Below are 15,465 nucleotides of genomic sequence, written 5' to 3'. Positions count from 1 at the left end.
TGCCCTTTCAGACAGCCTGGAAAGCGTTAATCAGGTGGCGCTGGCGGCAAGCGGCGCATAGCCGTTGCGTTTTGCGCTCAGGATCCAGCTGTACGATCCCATAATCGCAATCGCCGTTAGCAGGACATACTCCAGCGACATCGCATAGACGCCCTGTACTGCGTAAATCACCACGCTAATGACGTCGATAAGCACCCACAGCAGCCAGTTTTCCACATATTTGCGAGTCATCAGCACCATCGCCGCGATCGACAGCACCAGCATGGTGGAATCCCAGAACGGGAACGCGTCCGGCTGTAGCTCTGGCATCATCACCTGAACCCCTACCGTTTGCAGCATCCCGAGCATAATATGGGTCAGCATGGCGAACACCGGGTCGATAAACCGCGTCATCAGCAGGATGGCGACAATACACACACCGCTCAGCACCAGCGTTTGCTGGCGGGAGAGCCAGCGCACCTTCAGCGCCGCCTCTTGCGCCTCATTCTGACGGCTCCACGCATACCAGCCATAGATATTGGCGGCAAAGAAGAACACCTGAAGCAACAGGCTGGCATATAGCTGAATCTGGAAAAAGATCGCGGCAAACAGGGTGACATTAATCAGACCAAACAGGTAATTGATGATTTTTTCCCGGCTGGCGCACCAGATGCACAATAAACCAAAGACCGTGCCGATAGCCTCAATCCACGACAGCGCATACCCGCCTTCGCCGAGAGGAATGTTGACCATCACGTTGTTAATACTGAAAAAGTCCATCACTGCTCTCCTTGCTGGCTATCGAAATAAATGGCCTGTAGCGCCAGGGAAATCTGACGTTCTTCACCCCGCAGGCACAGCGTTTCCTGTTGAACATAATCATTAATACTGCTGTCCAGACAGCCGTTGTGGGCAACGACCACGTTCAGCAACGACGCCGTACGCAGCCCACGTAATGCGCCGACCACCATCAGCGCCGCCGTTTCCATATCCGCCCCGAGAATGCCGCGCGCTGACCATTCCGCATCCAGTTCAGCTTCACGATCGGTATAAAAGCTGTCGTGGCTGCGCACCAGTCCGCAAATCGCAGGAATGTTCATCTGCTTCGCCTGCTGGATCAACGTGGCGATAAGCTGCGGGTCTGCGCAGGCCGGATAGCAGGCTGGCGCGTAGGTTTTGCTGGTGCCGTCATCGGCGACCGCACCGTTGGCGATAATCAGATCGCCCAGCGCCAGCGTATCCTGCAATGCCCCACAGCTACCGATGCGAATCAGCGTGTCTACACCAATTTGCCGTAACTCTTCAATGGCAATGGCCGTTGATGGCCCGCCGATTCCCGTCGACAGCACCAGAATCTCAATCCCTTTATATGTGCCGCGCGCCGCCCGAAATTCCCGGTTTTGCCCCAGTATCTCAGGGTTATCAAGAAAGTGGGCGATCCTGTCCACCCGCTCGGGATCGCCGGGCAATAGCGCATACCGCGTACCGGTCATGCTATTGCTTAATCGAATATGGGGTTGCATCTTCTGTCTCCTTACTGTGCTGAGGGACTCAGATCTCCGCCTCCTGTTTCAGTTTTTCAGGGGCTAATAAGACGATCCGCTCACCGTCGGTATCAATAATTTTCAGCGATTTCAGATCGTGCAAAATACGGTTGATACTGCGCGTCGTCGCCGCAAATTCCTGACTGAGATTTTGTTTATCCAGCAAAATCGTGGTCGATTCATCATGTTGATATCGCTGCCATAATGCCTGGCAAACCCGTTGATACAGCGAGTACAAATTGTCGCTGCTGGCTTTTTTCGACAACTGATAATATTGCTGGCTGAAAAAGCGCAGCATCCGCTGGTTAAAATGGTTATCCAGCGCCAGCCAGCGATGAAAATCCGCCTGCGGCAGGCTTAACAACTGAACGCTACCAACCGCCATCACCGAACAGATGTAATGCCGCGACTCAAAAATCTCCAGCTCGCCCAGCATGTCGCCTTTGCGGTAATGTGCCTGCCGATAACGGCGCCCGTCTTCAGCTTCGTAAAAGACATCCACCTCACCGGAAACAATCAGCGAGAATTGCCGACAAATGTCGCCCTGACGGCAAATCAGCGCTCCGCGAGGTATTTCCTCAACGCGCCAGCGCTGCATGATGTCCAGCGGGCAATATTTGAGCAGCTCATACAGCTGCGGATCGCGTACGATTTGGATTAGCCCTGTCAGCCAGTCGCCTGAAAATTCTGCGTTTTTCATTGAGCTCATGTTATCTCTCTCCTGAGATGGAAAGACAGGACGGCTGTCCTGTTGCAGAGGGAATATGTCTGATAAAAGTGTCGTTCATCTCCCGGTTCATTAAACCCGGAGGGACATCTGTCCTGCGATGGCGAAGAGTATATGTCCGACGCCCTAAGGAATGATAAAGTGGCGGGCAACCTTTGAGACATGAGAGCGAAATAATGGCGAAAACCGCAGCAGCACTGCATATCCTGGTAAAAGAAGAGAAGCTGGCGCTGGATCTTCTGGAACAAATCAAGAATGGCGCCGACTTCGGCAAACTGGCGAAAAAGCACTCTATCTGCCCGTCAGGCAAAAGAGGCGGTGACTTAGGTGAGTTTCGTCAGGGCCAGATGGTTCCGGCGTTCGACAAAGTGGTCTTCTCCTGCCCGGTGCTGGAGCCAACCGGCCCACTGCACACCCAGTTCGGATACCACATCATTAAGGTGCTGTATCGCAACTAATAAAAAGCCCGGTGAGTATAAACACCGGGCTTTTTTGCCGGATGGCGCTAACGCTTACCCGGCCTACGAAATAATGGCTTTTTGTAGGTCGGGTAAGCGCTAGCGCCACCCGACAACCTGTTTAGCCAGCTACCGCAATGCGTTTCATATCCGTCATATAGCCACGCAGTTTCTGGCCCACTTTCTCAATAGCGTGACCACGAATCGCTTCGTTCACATCACGCAGCTGTGCGTTGTCAACCGCACCTTCAGCAATCGCTTTACCCAGATCGCCCGGTTGAATTTCAGTCATGAACGCTTTCAGCAACGGTACGCAAGCGTAAGAGAACAGGTAGTTGCCGTACTCGGCGGTATCAGAGATAACCACGTTCATTTCATACAGACGCTTACGGGCGATAGTGTTGGCGATCAGCGGCAGTTCGTGCAGTGACTCATAGTACGCAGACTCTTCGATGATGCCGGAATCCACCATGGTTTCGAATGCCAGCTCAACGCCCGCTTTCACCATCGCGATCATCAGAACGCCTTTATCGAAGTACTCCTGCTCACCGATTTTACCTTCATACTGCGGCGCGGTTTCGAATGCGGTTTTACCGGTCTCTTCGCGCCAGGTCAGCAGTTTCTTATCATCGTTCGCCCAGTCCGCCATCATGCCGGAGGAGAATTCACCGGAGATGATGTCGTCCATGTGTTTCTGGAACAGCGGCGCCATGATGGTTTTCAGCTGTTCAGACAGCGCATAAGCACGCAGTTTTGCCGGATTGGACAGACGATCCATCATCAGCGTAATGCCGCCCTGCTTCAGCGCTTCGGTGATAGTTTCCCAGCCGTACTGAATCAGTTTTTCCGCATATGCCGGGTCAGTACCTTCTTCCACCAGCTTATCGAAGCACAGCAGAGAACCCGCTTGCAGCATACCGCACAGGATGGTCTGCTCGCCCATCAGGTCAGATTTCACTTCCGCCACGAAGGAGGACTCCAGCACGCCCGCACGATGACCGCCAGTTGCCGCCGCCCATGCTTTAGCAATCGCCATTCCTTCGCCTTTCGGATCGTTTTCCGGGTGAACAGCGATCAGCGTCGGTACACCGAAACCACGTTTGTACTCTTCACGGACTTCAGTACCCGGGCACTTCGGCGCCACCATCACCACGGTGATATCTTTGCGGATCTGCTCGCCCACTTCCACGATGTTGAAACCGTGGGAGTAACCCAGCGCCGCGCCGTCTTTCATCAGCGGCTGTACGGAACGCACCACGTCGGAGTGCTGTTTGTCCGGCGTCAGGTTAACCACCAGATCAGCCTGCGGGATCAGCTCTTCGTAAGTCCCCACTTTGAAGCCGTTTTCGGTCGCTTTACGCCAGGAAGCACGTTTCTCGGCAATCGCCTCTTTACGCAGGGCGTAGGCGATATCCAGACCGGAGTCACGCATGTTCAGGCCCTGGTTCAGCCCCTGGGCGCCACAGCCGACGATGACCACTTTTTTACCCTGAAGGTAGCTCGCGCCATCGGCAAATTCATCGCGGCCCATAAAGCGACATTTACCCAGTTGCGCCAACTGCTGGCGCAGATTCAGTGTATTAAAGTAGTTAGCCATATCTGTAACTCCGTGATGTTGTGTCGTGCTTATTGTTCGGTTCGCTTGCCGTGTCTGTGCAAGAGAGAATGAACTCACTATATGACAGGAAATTTATTGCGGAAATTGATATATTCACAACATCACATTGCAATTTATGCAACGTAGACATCGGGAGTAAAGCCAGTGGATTTACGCGATCTGAAAACCTTCCTGCATCTGGCGGAAAGTCGCCATTTTGGCCGCAGCGCGCGGGCAATGCACGTCAGCCCTTCCACGCTCTCCCGGCAGATTCAACGCCTCGAAGAGGATCTCGGCCAGCCGCTGTTCATTCGCGATAACCGTACCGTTACGCTCACCGAAGCGGGAGAAGAGCTGCGAACGTTCGCCCAGCAAACGCTGTTGCAGTATCAGCAGTTACGTCACACCATCGACCAACAAGGCCCGTCGCTGTCGGGCGAGCTGCATATCTTCTGCTCGGTCACTGCCGCTTATAGCCATCTGCCGCCCATTCTTGACCGTTTCCGGGCGGAGCATCCCTCTGTGGAAATCAAACTCACCACCGGCGATGCCGCCGATGCGATGGAAAAAGTGGTGACGGGCGAGGCGGATCTGGCGATTGCTGGTAAACCGGAAACCCTGCCCGGCGCGGTCGCGTTCTCAATGCTGGAGAATCTGGCGGTGGTGCTGATAGCTCCCGCATTGCCTTGCCCGGTGCGAAATCAGGTCTCAGTGGATAAACCCGACTGGTCAACGGTGCCGTTTATCATGGCCGATCAAGGCCCGGTGCGTCGCCGTATTGAGCTGTGGTTCCGCCGTCAGAAAATCAGCAATCCGTCGATATACGCGACGGTCGGTGGACATGAAGCGATGGTGTCAATGGTCGCGCTCGGCTGCGGCGTGGCGCTGCTGCCAGAAGTGGTATTGGAAAATAGCCCTGAACCCGTGCGTAACCGCGTGATGATCCTGGAGCGCAGCGACGAGAAAACGCCGTTTGAGCTGGGCGTTTGCGCACAAAAAAAGCGGCTGCATGAGCCGCTTATTGATGCGTTCTGGAATTTACTGCCTGGCCACTAATGCCGGATGGCGGCGCAAGCGCCTTATCCGGCCTACGGCTCAAAAGAACGTAGGCCTGATAAGCGCAGCGCCATCAGGCATTTTCCCGAACACCCTAACCCGCCAGGAAAAAGCGGAACGCCGGGTTGTCGCTTTCGTTGTGGCACTCGTAGCCCAACTCATTCAGCCGGGTTTCGAAATCTGGCTCGTTTTCGCCCAGTTCGAACGCCGCCAGCACACGACCATAGTCGGTGCCGTGGCTGCGATAGTGGAACAGCGAAATATTCCAGTGCGTTCCCAGCGTGTGCAGAAACTTCAGCAGCGCGCCGGGTGACTCTGGAAATTCGAAACTGTACAGACGTTCCTGCAACGGTTTCGATGGGCGTCCGCCAACCATATAGCGCACATGCAGTTTCGCCATTTCGTCGTCGGAGAGATCCACCACGCTGTAGCCGCCTTCATGCAGCAGCGCGAGAATCTCTTTGCGCTCTTCCAGTCCACGGCTCAGACGGACGCCGACAAAAATGCAGGCATCTTGAGCGTCGGCAAAACGGTAGTTAAATTCGGTAACGGAACGGCCGCCCAGCAGCTGACAAAACTTCAGGAAGCTGCCTTTCTCTTCCGGGATAGTCACCGCCAGCAGCGCTTCGCGCTGTTCACCCAGCTCGCAGCGTTCAGACACATAGCGCAGACCATGAAAGTTCACATTCGCGCCAGAAAGCACATGCGCCAGGCGTTCGCCGCGAATATTGTGTTGGGCGATGTATTTTTTCATTCCCGCCAGCGCCAGCGCACCGGAAGGTTCCGCCACCGCACGCACATCCTCGAACAGATCTTTCATCGCTGCGCAAATCGCATCGCTGTCAACGGTGATAATGTCGTCGAGATATTCCTGGCACAGACGGAAGGTTTCATCGCCGATACGTTTAACCGCCACGCCTTCGGCAAACAGTCCCACACGCGGGAGATCCACCGGATGACCGGCATCCAGCGCCGCTTTCAGGCAGGCCGAATCTTCCGCTTCAACGGCGATCACTTTGATTTGCGGCATCAGCTGTTTGATGAGCACCGCTACGCCTGCCGCCAGTCCACCGCCGCCAACCGGCACGAATACGCGGTCGAGATGCGCATCCTGCTGGAGCAGTTCCAGCGCCAGCGTGCCCTGCCCGGCAATCACCATCGGATGATCGAACGGCGGAACCCAGGTAAAGCCCTGCTGTTGCGCCAGCTCGATAGCTTTTGCTTTCGCTTCATCAAAGTTCGCGCCGTGCAGCAGCACTTCCCCGCCAAACCCACGCACCGCGTCCACTTTGATATCGGCGGTCGCCAGCGGCATCACAATCAATGCTTTCACACCCAAACGCGCGGAGGAGAACGCCACGCCCTGAGCATGGTTACCCGCCGATGCGGTGATAACGCCGTGGGCTTTTTGTTCTTCGGTGAGCCCCGCCATCATCGCGTAGGCTCCGCGCAGCTTGAAGCTGTGTACAGGCTGCCTGTCTTCACGCTTCACGAGAATAACGTTGTCGAGGCGCGAAGAGAGTTTTTCCATTTTTTGCAGCGGCGTCACCTGCGCTGCTTCATATACCGGCGCGCGGAGTACCGCACGCAGGTACTCCGCCCCTTCCGGGGCGGCTGACAGGGGTTGCGACTCGGCCATCATCAACCTCCCAGCTTCGATTTATCGCGTACCGCGCCTTTATCGGCGCTGGTCGCCAGGCTGGCATAAGCACGCAGCGCAAAGGAGACCGGACGCTGACGATCTTTCGGCGTCCAGGCTTTATCACCACGGGCTTCCTGCGCTTCGCGACGCGCGGCGATTTCCGCATCGCTCAGTTGCAGTTGAATACCACGGTTTGGAATATCAATAGCAATCATGTCGCCATCTTCGATGATGGCAATATTACCGCCGCTGGCCGCTTCCGGTGAGACGTGACCGATAGAGAGGCCAGACGTGCCGCCGGAGAAACGGCCATCGGTGATCAGCGCACAGGCTTTACCCAGCCCCATCGATTTCAGGAAGGTGGTCGGATAGAGCATTTCCTGCATACCAGGCCCACCCTTAGGCCCTTCGTAGCGAATAACCACCACATCACCGGCAACCACCTTACCGCCGAGGATCGCCTCAACCGCATCGTCCTGGCTTTCATAGACTTTCGCCGGGCCGGTAAATTTCAGGATGCTGTCATCCACGCCTGCGGTTTTTACGATACAGCCGTTTTCAGCAAAGTTACCGTAGAGCACAGCCAGACCGCCATCTTTGCTGTAGGCATGTTCCAGCGAGCGAATGCAGCCTTCGGCGCGGTCGGTATCCAGCGAATCCCAGCGGCAATCCTGCGAGAACGCCTGCGTCGTGCGGATACCCGCCGGGCCTGCACGGAACATCTGTTTTACCGCTTCATTCTGGCTGACCATAACGTCGTACTGCTCCAGCGTTTGCGGCAGCGTCAGACCCAGCACGTTTTTTACATCGCGATTCATCAGCCCGGCGCGATCCAGCTCGCCCAGAATACCCAGCACGCCGCCTGCGCGGTGGACGTCTTCCATGTGGTATTTCTGCGTACTTGGCGCGACTTTACACAACTGTGGAACCTTGCGGGAAAGCTTGTCGATATCACTCATGGTGAAGTCGATTTCCGCTTCCTGCGCCGCCGCCAGCAGGTGTAAAACGGTGTTGGTCGAACCGCCCATAGCGATATCCAGCGTCATGGCGTTTTCAAACGCCGCTTTACTGGCAATATTACGCGGCAGTGCGGAAGCGTCATCCTGCTCGTAGTAACGTTTAGTCAGCTCAACAATGCGCTTACCGGCATTGAGGAACAGCTGCTTGCGATCGGCGTGGGTTGCCAGCAACGAGCCGTTGCCCGGCTGCGACAGGCCCAGCGCTTCCGTCAGGCAGTTCATTGAGTTAGCGGTGAACATCCCGGAACACGACCCACAGGTCGGGCAGGCGGAGCGTTCGACCTGATTGCTCTGATCGTCAGAAACTTTCGGGTCCGCGCCCTGAATCATCGCATCAACCAGATCGAGCTTGATGATCTGATCGGAAAGTTTGGTTTTCCCGGCTTCCATCGGGCCGCCGGAGACAAAAATTACCGGAATGTTCAGGCGCAGCGAGGCCATCAGCATCCCTGGGGTGATTTTGTCGCAGTTGGAGATACAGACCATCGCATCCGCACAGTGGGCGTTCACCATGTACTCCACCGAGTCGGCGATCAGTTCGCGAGACGGCAGTGAATACAGCATGCCCCCGTGACCCATAGCGATGCCATCATCCACGGCAATGGTGTTGAACTCTTTGGCGACGCCGCCAGCGGCTTCAATCTGTTCGGCGACCAGTTTACCGAGATCGCGCAGGTGAACGTGACCCGGCACAAACTGGGTGAATGAGTTCACGACAGCGATGATCGGTTTGCCAAAATCGGCATCGGTCATCCCGGTGGCGCGCCACAGCGCGCGGGCACCCGCCATATTGCGACCATGTGTGGTTGTGGCGGAACGATACTTAGGCATGCGTAATTTACTCCCAGTGTCTGTCTGTTAAATGGGACGGTGCGTGCCGTCCCATTTATTTTTAATTTATGGATTTACCTGATCCAACCAGCCCCATTTATCTTCGGTTTCACCGGTGAAGAGGCCAAAGAATGCTTGCTGAATACGTTTAGTGACCGGACCGCAGCGGCCTTCGCCTACCTGGATACCGTCCACGCTGCGAACCGGTGTGATCTCTGCCGCAGTACCGGACATAAACACTTCGTCCGCCAGATACAGAGATTCGCGAGACAGCACCTGCTCACGCACTTCGATATCCAGCTCTTTCGCCAGCTTGATGATCGCATCACGGGTAATACCTGGCAGCGCGGAGGAGGTAAACGGCGGGGTAAACAACACGCCATCTTTCACTTCAAACAGGTTTTCGCCTGCGCCTTCGGAAATATAACCATTCACATCCAACGCGATACCTTCCTGGTAGCCATGACGACGCGCTTCACTCCCTACCAGCAGTGAAGAAAGGTAGTTACCGCCCGCTTTTGCCGCTGTCGGAATGGTATTTGGCGCTGCGCGGTTCCAGGAAGAAACCATCGCATCGATCCCCTGATCCAGCGCTTCTGCGCCCAGGTATGCGCCCCACGGGAACGCCGCGATGATGACGTCAGTGCTGTACCCCGGAGGCGGGTTAACGCCCATCCCCACATCGCCCACAAACACCAGCGGACGAATATATGCGCTGGTCAGGTTGTTTTTACGGATAACATCGCGGCAGGCTTCCATCAGCTCATCAACGCTCTGGGAGACGGGAAAACGATAGATTTTGGCTGAATCATGCAAACGCTGCATGTGTTCACGATGGCGGAACACCACTGGACCTTTGTGAGAGTCGTAGCAACGGATCCCTTCAAACACGGAAGTACCGTAGTGCAGTGCGTGGGACATCACATGAACCTTCGCATCTTCCCAACGAATCATCTCACCATTGAACCAGATGTAATCAGCTTTTTTCGTCGTCATTTTTCTTCCTTTTGCGCTCAGGCGCGGATTTGTTGTGATGTGGTTGTGCTCTGGCAGATAGCAACATGTGCAACATCTACCAGTTTACTTAACTGACTAAACAGTAAGTCGACCGACCGGGGGCTGGCAACGGTCAATTCGATATTTATATTTTGCGCATCGGTGGCGGCTTCCATATTCATGGAGCACACCTGAAAACCACGGTGGCGAACCACGCGTAAAACACGTTCTAACGTTTCCGGGTTGAAACGAGCTGCCACATTGACCTGATGTTGCATCATGATAATTTCTCCAGCATTTCTGAGTTACTGGCGCCAGGCGGCACCAGGGGCCAGACATTCTCAAGTTCGTCGATTGAGACATGAAGCAGGTATGGCCCATCACTGTTCAGCATGGTGTCGAGCGCCGCTTCAACCTGGTCTTTACGGGTGATGTGTTGGCCAGGAATGCCGAAGGCGCTGGCTAACATGAGGAAATCGGGGTTATCGGTAAGGGTGGTTTCGCTATATCGTTCCTGGAAAAACAGTTGTTGCCATTGTCGAACCATGCCTAACCGCTGGTTATCGAGTAAGACAATCTTCAACGGCAACTGCTTGCGTTTTACGGTGCCCAACTCTTGTACATTCATCATGAAAGAGCCGTCACCGGAGATACAGATAACGGTATCATTCGGCCTCGCAACCTGCGCGCCAACCGCCGCAGGCAGGCCAAAACCCATCGTACCTAAGCCGCTGGAGGTGATGAAATTCTCCGGGCGCGAGTACGTCATATGCTGCGCGGACCACATCTGATGCTGGCCCACATCCGTTGTCACCACGCTGTCTGCGGGTTTACGTTCCGACAACTGTTTTAACAGCAGCGGCGCATAGATGGCTTCACCGGGATGATCGTAACGCCAGGCGTGCTCAGTACGCAGTTCAGCATTGTGCTGACGCCAGGCGTCAATATTTAACGGTTGCTGTAACGCGGGCAATAATGCGTTCAGATCGCCCTGCAACGCGACATGCGCCTGACGCAGTTTGTTCATTTCCGCCGGATCGATATCCATGTGGATCACGCTGGCGTTCGGCGCAAAGGTATTCAGCTTGCCCGTCACCCGGTCATCAAAACGCGCCCCTACGGCAATCAGCAGATCGCACTCCTGCACCGCAAAGTTTGCCGCTTTGGTGCCATGCATCCCCAACATACCGAGATAATACGGATAGTCGGCATCCACCGCACCCAAGCCTTTTAACGTGCAGGTCACCGGCATTTGCGTCGCAGCGATAAATTCACGCAGCGCGGGTACGGCCTGTGCCATGCCTACGCCGCCGCCCACGTACAGCATCGGTTTTTGCGCCTGCGCCATCATCCGACGCGCCAGCTCAACATCCGCGTGCGGGAAAGCCGTTTCGTTTTCAACGGTGGTGAAATACGGCTCCAGTGAACCATTGGCTAACTGGATATCTTTGGGGATATCAACCAGAACAGGGCCAGGACGACCCGAGTTCGCAACCCGGAAAGCCTCAGCCATGATGCGCGGCAGCTCTTCCAGCGATTGCACGAGGAAGCTGTGCTTCGTACATGCCAACGACAGCCCCAGCACATCAACCTCCTGAAAAGCGTCCGTTCCGATGAACGGAGCGGAAACCTGACCCGTGATGGCCACAACCGGCACGGAATCTAACAGTGCGTCAGCCAGACCGGTGATCAAATTGGTAGCGCCAGGGCCGGACGTGGCGATACAGACGCCCGTTTTGCCCGTTGAACGCGCATAGCCGATTGCCGCCATCGCCGCACCCTGCTCGTGACGACACAACAGATGTTCCACGCCGCCGTCATACAACGCATCGTAAACCGGCATAATTGCGCCACCGGGATAACCAAAAACGGTTTCAACGCCCTGTGCTCGCAAAGCATGTACCACCCACTGTGCCCCATTCATAGCTACATCCCCGCCGTAAATCTGGAGAAACAGAATTTTATGCTATTAGTCATTATCTGCTCCTCGTTTATGTTTTTAAGGTCAAAAAAAACCCCCGGACCTTTCGGTGCGGGGGTCTTAGTTCGTTAAGGCTTGATTTCTAAGCCTTTCCTCGTCCAAGTGCAGCCCCGCACGGTGGGATAATAATCACCACCACGCTAATCACGACCAGGCTAATCACTCGTAGAAGGGCTGTCATTTTTGTCTATTCTTGCATCTTGTTCGAAGGAATGCCTAAAGAGTTACCATAGCTTTCGCCAATAGCACAAGATATTTTTATTTTCATTTTTCTGACGCAGCTAACGGTTTAGCAAAAAATCATTGTTTTTTATACAAAAAACAGGAAATGAAAAATTTTCACTTTTGCCTCATAAACAACAGCAACCCCCATCTTTTTTTCGCATCTGTGATTTTTTGCGAGCACGCTTCCGAACAGCAAAGCATATTTTGAAAACGCGATAAAATTACCGGAATATGCGCCGAAAATTAACAATCGTGCAGGATATTTCTGGTTTTTAATGCAGCATAATTCTCTCAACGGGAGGAGTTATGTCACTGTCGATTGTTCACACACGCGCCGCACTTGGCGTTAATGCGCCGCCAATAACCATCGAGGTGCATATCAGTAATGGCCTGCCGGGTTTAACAATGGTTGGGCTACCTGAAACGACGGTAAAGGAGGCCCGGGATCGGGTTCGCAGCGCAATCATCAATAGCGGGTATGAATTTCCGGCGAAGAAAATCACCATTAATCTGGCCCCGGCAGATTTACCCAAAGAGGGCGGAAGATATGATTTACCTATCGCAATTGCGCTTCTGGCGGCGTCAGAGCAACTTACAACAAATAAGCTTAATGAATATGAACTGGTGGGCGAACTGGCCCTTACAGGTGCGTTACGTGGCGTTCCAGGCGCGATATCCAGTGCAACCGAGGCAATTCGGGCAGGCAGACATATCATTGTTGCAAAAGAGAATACGGCGGAAGTTGGGCTAATCAGCGGGGAGGGATGCCTGATTGCAGATCATCTGCAAACGGTATGCGCATTTCTGGAAGGGAAGCAGGATCTTGAGAAACCAGTCTCTACCGATTCTGACACCTGTTTACTGCATGACGATCTCAGTGATGTTATCGGTCAGGAACAGGGGAAACGAGGCCTGGAAATCACGGCCGCAGGAGGGCACAACCTGCTGCTGATAGGCCCGCCAGGTACGGGAAAAACCATGCTGGCCAGCCGCATTAATGGGCTACTGCCATCATTAAGCGACAAAGAAGCGCTGGAAAGCGCGGCGATTCTCAGCCTGGTGAACGCCGATACGGTACAAAGGCAGTGGAAACGACGTCCTTTCCGCTCGCCTCATCACAGCGCGTCATTAACGGCAATGGTAGGGGGAGGTTCAATACCCGCGCCAGGAGAAATATCGCTGGCGCACAACGGTATTTTATTTCTGGATGAACTGCCTGAGTTTGAGCGACGCACGCTGGATGCGCTGCGTGAACCTATTGAGTCTGGTCAGATACACCTTTCGCGCACCCGGGCAAAGATCACCTATCCTGCGCGCTTCCAACTGGTTGCAGCGATGAATCCCAGCCCGACCGGTCACTATCAGGGGAACCATAATCGCTGTAGCCCGGAACAGACGTTGCGCTACCTCAGCCGTTTATCCGGCCCCTTTCTCGATCGATTCGATCTCTCGCTCGAAATTCCCCTGCCACCGCCCGGTATACTCAGTCAGGCAGCGGTTAAAGGCGAGGACAGCGCTACAGTGAAAGTACGGGTGATATCCGCACGGAAACGCCAGTACGAACGACAGGGGAAGCTAAACGCCCATCTGGACAGCCAGGGTATACGAAAGTACTGCTCTCTACACAGTGATGATGCGCACTGGCTGGAGGAGACGCTGATACATCTGGGATTGTCTATACGAGCCTGGCAGCGCTTACTGAAGGTTGCCCGTACCATTGCCGATCTGGAACAAACGGAGAATATTACACGCCTGCATTTGCAGGAGGCTGTGGGCTATCGGGCAATAGACAGGCTACTGATTCATTTACAAAAACTACTGACGTAAAAAAAGGGCATTTCGCCCTTTTTTTATTAATCGTCAGATTCGGTGTAGTCTTCCGCACCTTCCATCTGCGGTTTACCGCCAGACAGAGTGTGGAAACGTTTTGGACGCTTAATACGCGTCATATATTTAGACCAGACGCGTTCTGCTTCTGTCACCGGCTCACGTTCGCCACGGCATACCGCGACAAACAGTCTCTCTTCTTCGGTTACTGGCTCACGTTTCCCCAGATCCAACTCATTGAAGGCATAACCATGACGTTCAAGCAGTTGTGCCTCTTTGATGGTGAAATCACCATGACGAGAGAATCCGCGTGGATAATATTTGTTGTCGAAATATCGATTAGTCGTCGTAAAGCTTTCCGCCATCCTGCACGCTCCTAATTCTTTGGCCGAGCTATTTATGGCGCGGAGTATTAGTTACGCTTGACAGAGTGTAAAACAAAAGATTTAAATCATTACGACAAATAATTTTGTGGAGAGCGTTGTGGATACGGAATTGTTAAAAACTTTCCTGGAAGTTAGCCGGACACGCCACTTTGGACGAGCGGCAGAAGCGCTCTACCTGACCCAATCGGCGGTCAGTTTTCGGATAAGACAACTGGAAAATCAGCTTGGTGTGAACCTGTTCACCCGGCACAGAAACAATATCCGCTTAACCGCAGCAGGTGAAAAGCTACTACCCTATGCAGAAACGCTGATGAATACGTGGCAGGCGGCACGTAAGGAAGTGGCGCATACGTCGCGGCATAATGAGTTTTCTATCGGTGCCAGCGCTTCTCTGTGGGAGTGCATGCTCAATGGCTGGCTGGCACGCTTATATCAGTCTCTGGAGCCGCAAGCCAGTCTGCAATTTGAAGCCAGGATCGCTCAACGCCAGTCGTTAGTAAAGCAACTCCATGAACGTCAGCTTGATCTGCTCATTACCACCGAAGCACCAAAAATGGATGAGTTTAGCAGCCAATTGCTGGGACATTTCACACTCGCATTGTATTGCAGCAGCCCATCACAGATGAAAGATGAATTAAATTATCTGCGTCTTGAGTGGGGGCCTGATTTTCAACAGCATGAAGTGGGTTTGATTGCGAGCGATGAGGTTCCCGTTCTTACCACCAGTTCAGCTGAACTGGCGAGACAGCAACTGTCTGCTCTTAATGGATGCAGCTGGCTTCCTGTTGGCTGGGCCAAAGAAAAAGGCGGGCTTCATACCGTTGCCGACAGCGCTACGCTTTCACGCCCGTTATATGCAATATGGCTACAAAATAGCGATAAACATACGTTGATCCGCGATCTGTTAAAAACAAACGTCCTGGAAGATTAAAGGGACAGCAATGGCAAGGATGCCGGGAAAGGAGTTGAATGGATATGCCGGGGGCCGTTTTTCAGGCAAAAAAAATCCTTAGCAAATGCTAAGGATAATTTTCTGGCAGGGGCGGAGAGACTCGAACTCCCAACACCCGGTTTTGGAGACCGGTGCTCTACCAATTGAACTACGCCCCTAATTAGGGTGGCGGAACGGACGGGACTCGAACCCGCGACCCCCTGCGTGACAGGCAGGTATTCTAACCAACTGAACTACCGCTCCAC

The 15,465-nt window shown here is 54.0% G+C and carries 16 protein-coding genes and 2 tRNA genes; 4 read left to right on the top strand and 14 right to left on the bottom strand.

Annotated elements, in window-relative coordinates:
• Window positions 1-30: 30 nt before the first annotated feature.
• The 3 genes from pnuC to OGX93_RS02880 are packed head-to-tail and all read right to left on the bottom strand — an operon-like array spanning window position 31 to window position 2,232.
• Window positions 31-759, bottom strand: a complete 729-nt coding sequence (pnuC, locus tag OGX93_RS02890) for a nicotinamide riboside transporter PnuC (protein WP_275376329.1) — start codon at window positions 757-759, stop codon at window positions 31-33.
• A complete protein-coding gene (locus tag OGX93_RS02885) occupies window positions 759-1,502 on the bottom strand; it encodes a nucleoside phosphorylase (protein ID WP_134769931.1) in 744 nt (247 codons plus the stop codon). The genes pnuC and OGX93_RS02885 overlap by 1 nt, the downstream gene beginning before the upstream one ends.
• Window positions 1,503-1,530: 28 nt before the next feature.
• Window positions 1,531-2,232, bottom strand: a complete 702-nt coding sequence (locus OGX93_RS02880; RefSeq protein WP_286449439.1) for a Crp/Fnr family transcriptional regulator — start codon at window positions 2,230-2,232, stop codon at window positions 1,531-1,533.
• A 194-nt stretch (window positions 2,233-2,426) separates the two neighbouring features.
• Here OGX93_RS02880 and ppiC point away from each other — a divergent pair, with 194 nt between their 5' ends.
• Complete coding sequence (gene ppiC, locus OGX93_RS02875; RefSeq protein WP_001140251.1) at window positions 2,427-2,708, top strand: peptidylprolyl isomerase PpiC; 282 nt, start codon at window positions 2,427-2,429, stop codon at window positions 2,706-2,708.
• 121 nt (window positions 2,709-2,829) lie between these two features.
• Here the strand turns inward: ppiC and ilvC are convergent, their stop codons facing one another.
• Window positions 2,830-4,305 (bottom strand): ketol-acid reductoisomerase, encoded by a 1,476-nt coding sequence (gene ilvC, locus OGX93_RS02870; RefSeq protein WP_012131124.1) that lies wholly within the window; start codon window positions 4,303-4,305, stop codon window positions 2,830-2,832.
• Window positions 4,306-4,470: 165 nt separating this feature from the next.
• On the opposite strand from ilvC, the gene ilvY reads away from it, so the two are divergent.
• The gene (gene ilvY, locus OGX93_RS02865; protein ID WP_049009056.1) at window positions 4,471-5,361 is read left to right on the top strand and encodes an HTH-type transcriptional activator IlvY; all 891 of its coding nucleotides are present in this window, start codon (window positions 4,471-4,473) and stop codon (window positions 5,359-5,361) included.
• Between the two features lie 94 nt (window positions 5,362-5,455).
• Here ilvY and ilvA read toward each other — a convergent pair whose 3' ends face one another.
• From ilvA to ilvL, 7 genes are all read right to left on the bottom strand, one after another.
• The gene (ilvA, locus tag OGX93_RS02860; protein ID WP_024130092.1) at window positions 5,456-7,000 is read right to left on the bottom strand and encodes a threonine ammonia-lyase, biosynthetic; all 1,545 of its coding nucleotides are present in this window, start codon (window positions 6,998-7,000) and stop codon (window positions 5,456-5,458) included.
• 2 nt (window positions 7,001-7,002) lie between these two features.
• The gene (ilvD, locus tag OGX93_RS02855; protein ID WP_024130091.1) at window positions 7,003-8,853 is read right to left on the bottom strand and encodes a dihydroxy-acid dehydratase; all 1,851 of its coding nucleotides are present in this window, start codon (window positions 8,851-8,853) and stop codon (window positions 7,003-7,005) included.
• 66 nt (window positions 8,854-8,919) lie between these two features.
• On the bottom strand, window positions 8,920-9,849 hold the full coding sequence (gene ilvE, locus OGX93_RS02850; protein ID WP_012131120.1) for a branched-chain-amino-acid transaminase: 930 nt from the start codon (window positions 9,847-9,849) through the stop codon (window positions 8,920-8,922).
• Between the two features lie 17 nt (window positions 9,850-9,866).
• Window positions 9,867-10,130 (bottom strand): acetolactate synthase 2 small subunit, encoded by a 264-nt coding sequence (ilvM, locus tag OGX93_RS02845; RefSeq protein ID WP_012131119.1) that lies wholly within the window; start codon window positions 10,128-10,130, stop codon window positions 9,867-9,869.
• The gene (gene ilvG / locus OGX93_RS02840) at window positions 10,127-11,773 is read right to left on the bottom strand and encodes an acetolactate synthase 2 catalytic subunit (protein ID WP_286449437.1); all 1,647 of its coding nucleotides are present in this window, start codon (window positions 11,771-11,773) and stop codon (window positions 10,127-10,129) included. Before ilvG ends, ilvM begins: the two co-directional genes overlap by 4 nt.
• Window positions 11,774-11,775: 2 nt before the next feature.
• Window positions 11,776-11,826: a peptide IlvX gene (ilvX, locus tag OGX93_RS22285; protein ID WP_202401504.1), complete on the bottom strand. Its 51-nt coding sequence runs from the start codon at window positions 11,824-11,826 to the stop codon at window positions 11,776-11,778.
• 86 nt (window positions 11,827-11,912) lie between these two features.
• On the bottom strand, window positions 11,913-12,011 hold the full coding sequence (gene ilvL, locus OGX93_RS02835; protein WP_001311244.1) for an ilv operon leader peptide: 99 nt from the start codon (window positions 12,009-12,011) through the stop codon (window positions 11,913-11,915).
• A gap of 350 nt (window positions 12,012-12,361) precedes the next feature.
• On the opposite strand from ilvL, the gene OGX93_RS02830 reads away from it, so the two are divergent.
• Window positions 12,362-13,882: a YifB family Mg chelatase-like AAA ATPase gene (locus OGX93_RS02830; protein WP_286487768.1), complete on the top strand. Its 1,521-nt coding sequence runs from the start codon at window positions 12,362-12,364 to the stop codon at window positions 13,880-13,882.
• Between the two features lie 26 nt (window positions 13,883-13,908).
• Here the strand turns inward: OGX93_RS02830 and maoP are convergent, their stop codons facing one another.
• On the bottom strand, window positions 13,909-14,247 hold the full coding sequence (maoP, locus tag OGX93_RS02825; protein WP_012131115.1) for a macrodomain Ori organization protein MaoP: 339 nt from the start codon (window positions 14,245-14,247) through the stop codon (window positions 13,909-13,911).
• A 106-nt stretch (window positions 14,248-14,353) separates the two neighbouring features.
• Here maoP and hdfR point away from each other — a divergent pair, with 106 nt between their 5' ends.
• On the top strand, window positions 14,354-15,199 hold the full coding sequence (gene hdfR / locus OGX93_RS02820; protein ID WP_012131114.1) for an HTH-type transcriptional regulator HdfR: 846 nt from the start codon (window positions 14,354-14,356) through the stop codon (window positions 15,197-15,199).
• A gap of 103 nt (window positions 15,200-15,302) precedes the next feature.
• Here the strand turns inward: hdfR and OGX93_RS02815 are convergent.
• Both OGX93_RS02815 and OGX93_RS02810 read right to left on the bottom strand, forming a co-directional pair.
• Window positions 15,303-15,378: transfer RNA gene (locus OGX93_RS02815), tRNA-Trp, on the bottom strand.
• A gap of 8 nt (window positions 15,379-15,386) precedes the next feature.
• Window positions 15,387-15,463, bottom strand: a tRNA-Asp gene (locus OGX93_RS02810).
• Between the last annotated feature and the right edge of the window lie 2 nt (window positions 15,464-15,465).

This window comes from Citrobacter sp. CK195, from assembly GCF_030333365.1.
GTDB lineage: Bacteria > Pseudomonadota > Gammaproteobacteria > Enterobacterales > Enterobacteriaceae > Citrobacter_B > Citrobacter_B koseri.
Note: the sequence above shows the minus strand (reverse complement) of the source record. Positions and strands in the feature narration are given on the sequence as shown.

What these genes read in the sequence shown, in the direction of transcription:
- pnuC (WP_275376329.1), bottom strand. Translation starts at nt 759, where the DNA reads ATGGACTTTTTCAGTATTAACAACGTGATGGTCAACATTCCTCTCGGC.
- OGX93_RS02885 (WP_134769931.1), bottom strand. Translation starts at nt 1,502, where the DNA reads ATGCAACCCCATATTCGATTAAGCAATAGCATGACCGGTACGCGGTAT.
- OGX93_RS02880 (WP_286449439.1), bottom strand. Translation starts at nt 2,232, where the DNA reads ATGAGCTCAATGAAAAACGCAGAATTTTCAGGCGACTGGCTGACAGGG.
- ppiC (WP_001140251.1), top strand. Translation starts at nt 2,427, where the DNA reads ATGGCGAAAACCGCAGCAGCACTGCATATCCTGGTAAAAGAAGAGAAG.
- ilvC (WP_012131124.1), bottom strand. Translation starts at nt 4,305, where the DNA reads ATGGCTAACTACTTTAATACACTGAATCTGCGCCAGCAGTTGGCGCAA.
- ilvA (WP_024130092.1), bottom strand. Translation starts at nt 7,000, where the DNA reads ATGGCCGAGTCGCAACCCCTGTCAGCCGCCCCGGAAGGGGCGGAGTAC.
- ilvD (WP_024130091.1), bottom strand. Translation starts at nt 8,853, where the DNA reads ATGCCTAAGTATCGTTCCGCCACAACCACACATGGTCGCAATATGGCG.
- ilvE (WP_012131120.1), bottom strand. Translation starts at nt 9,849, where the DNA reads ATGACGACGAAAAAAGCTGATTACATCTGGTTCAATGGTGAGATGATT.
- ilvM (WP_012131119.1), bottom strand. Translation starts at nt 10,130, where the DNA reads ATGATGCAACATCAGGTCAATGTGGCAGCTCGTTTCAACCCGGAAACG.
- ilvG (WP_286449437.1), bottom strand. Translation starts at nt 11,773, where the DNA reads ATGAATGGGGCACAGTGGGTGGTACATGCTTTGCGAGCACAGGGCGTT.
- ilvL (WP_001311244.1), bottom strand. Translation starts at nt 12,011, where the DNA reads ATGACAGCCCTTCTACGAGTGATTAGCCTGGTCGTGATTAGCGTGGTG.
- OGX93_RS02830 (WP_286487768.1), top strand. Translation starts at nt 12,362, where the DNA reads ATGTCACTGTCGATTGTTCACACACGCGCCGCACTTGGCGTTAATGCG.
- maoP (WP_012131115.1), bottom strand. Translation starts at nt 14,247, where the DNA reads ATGGCGGAAAGCTTTACGACGACTAATCGATATTTCGACAACAAATAT.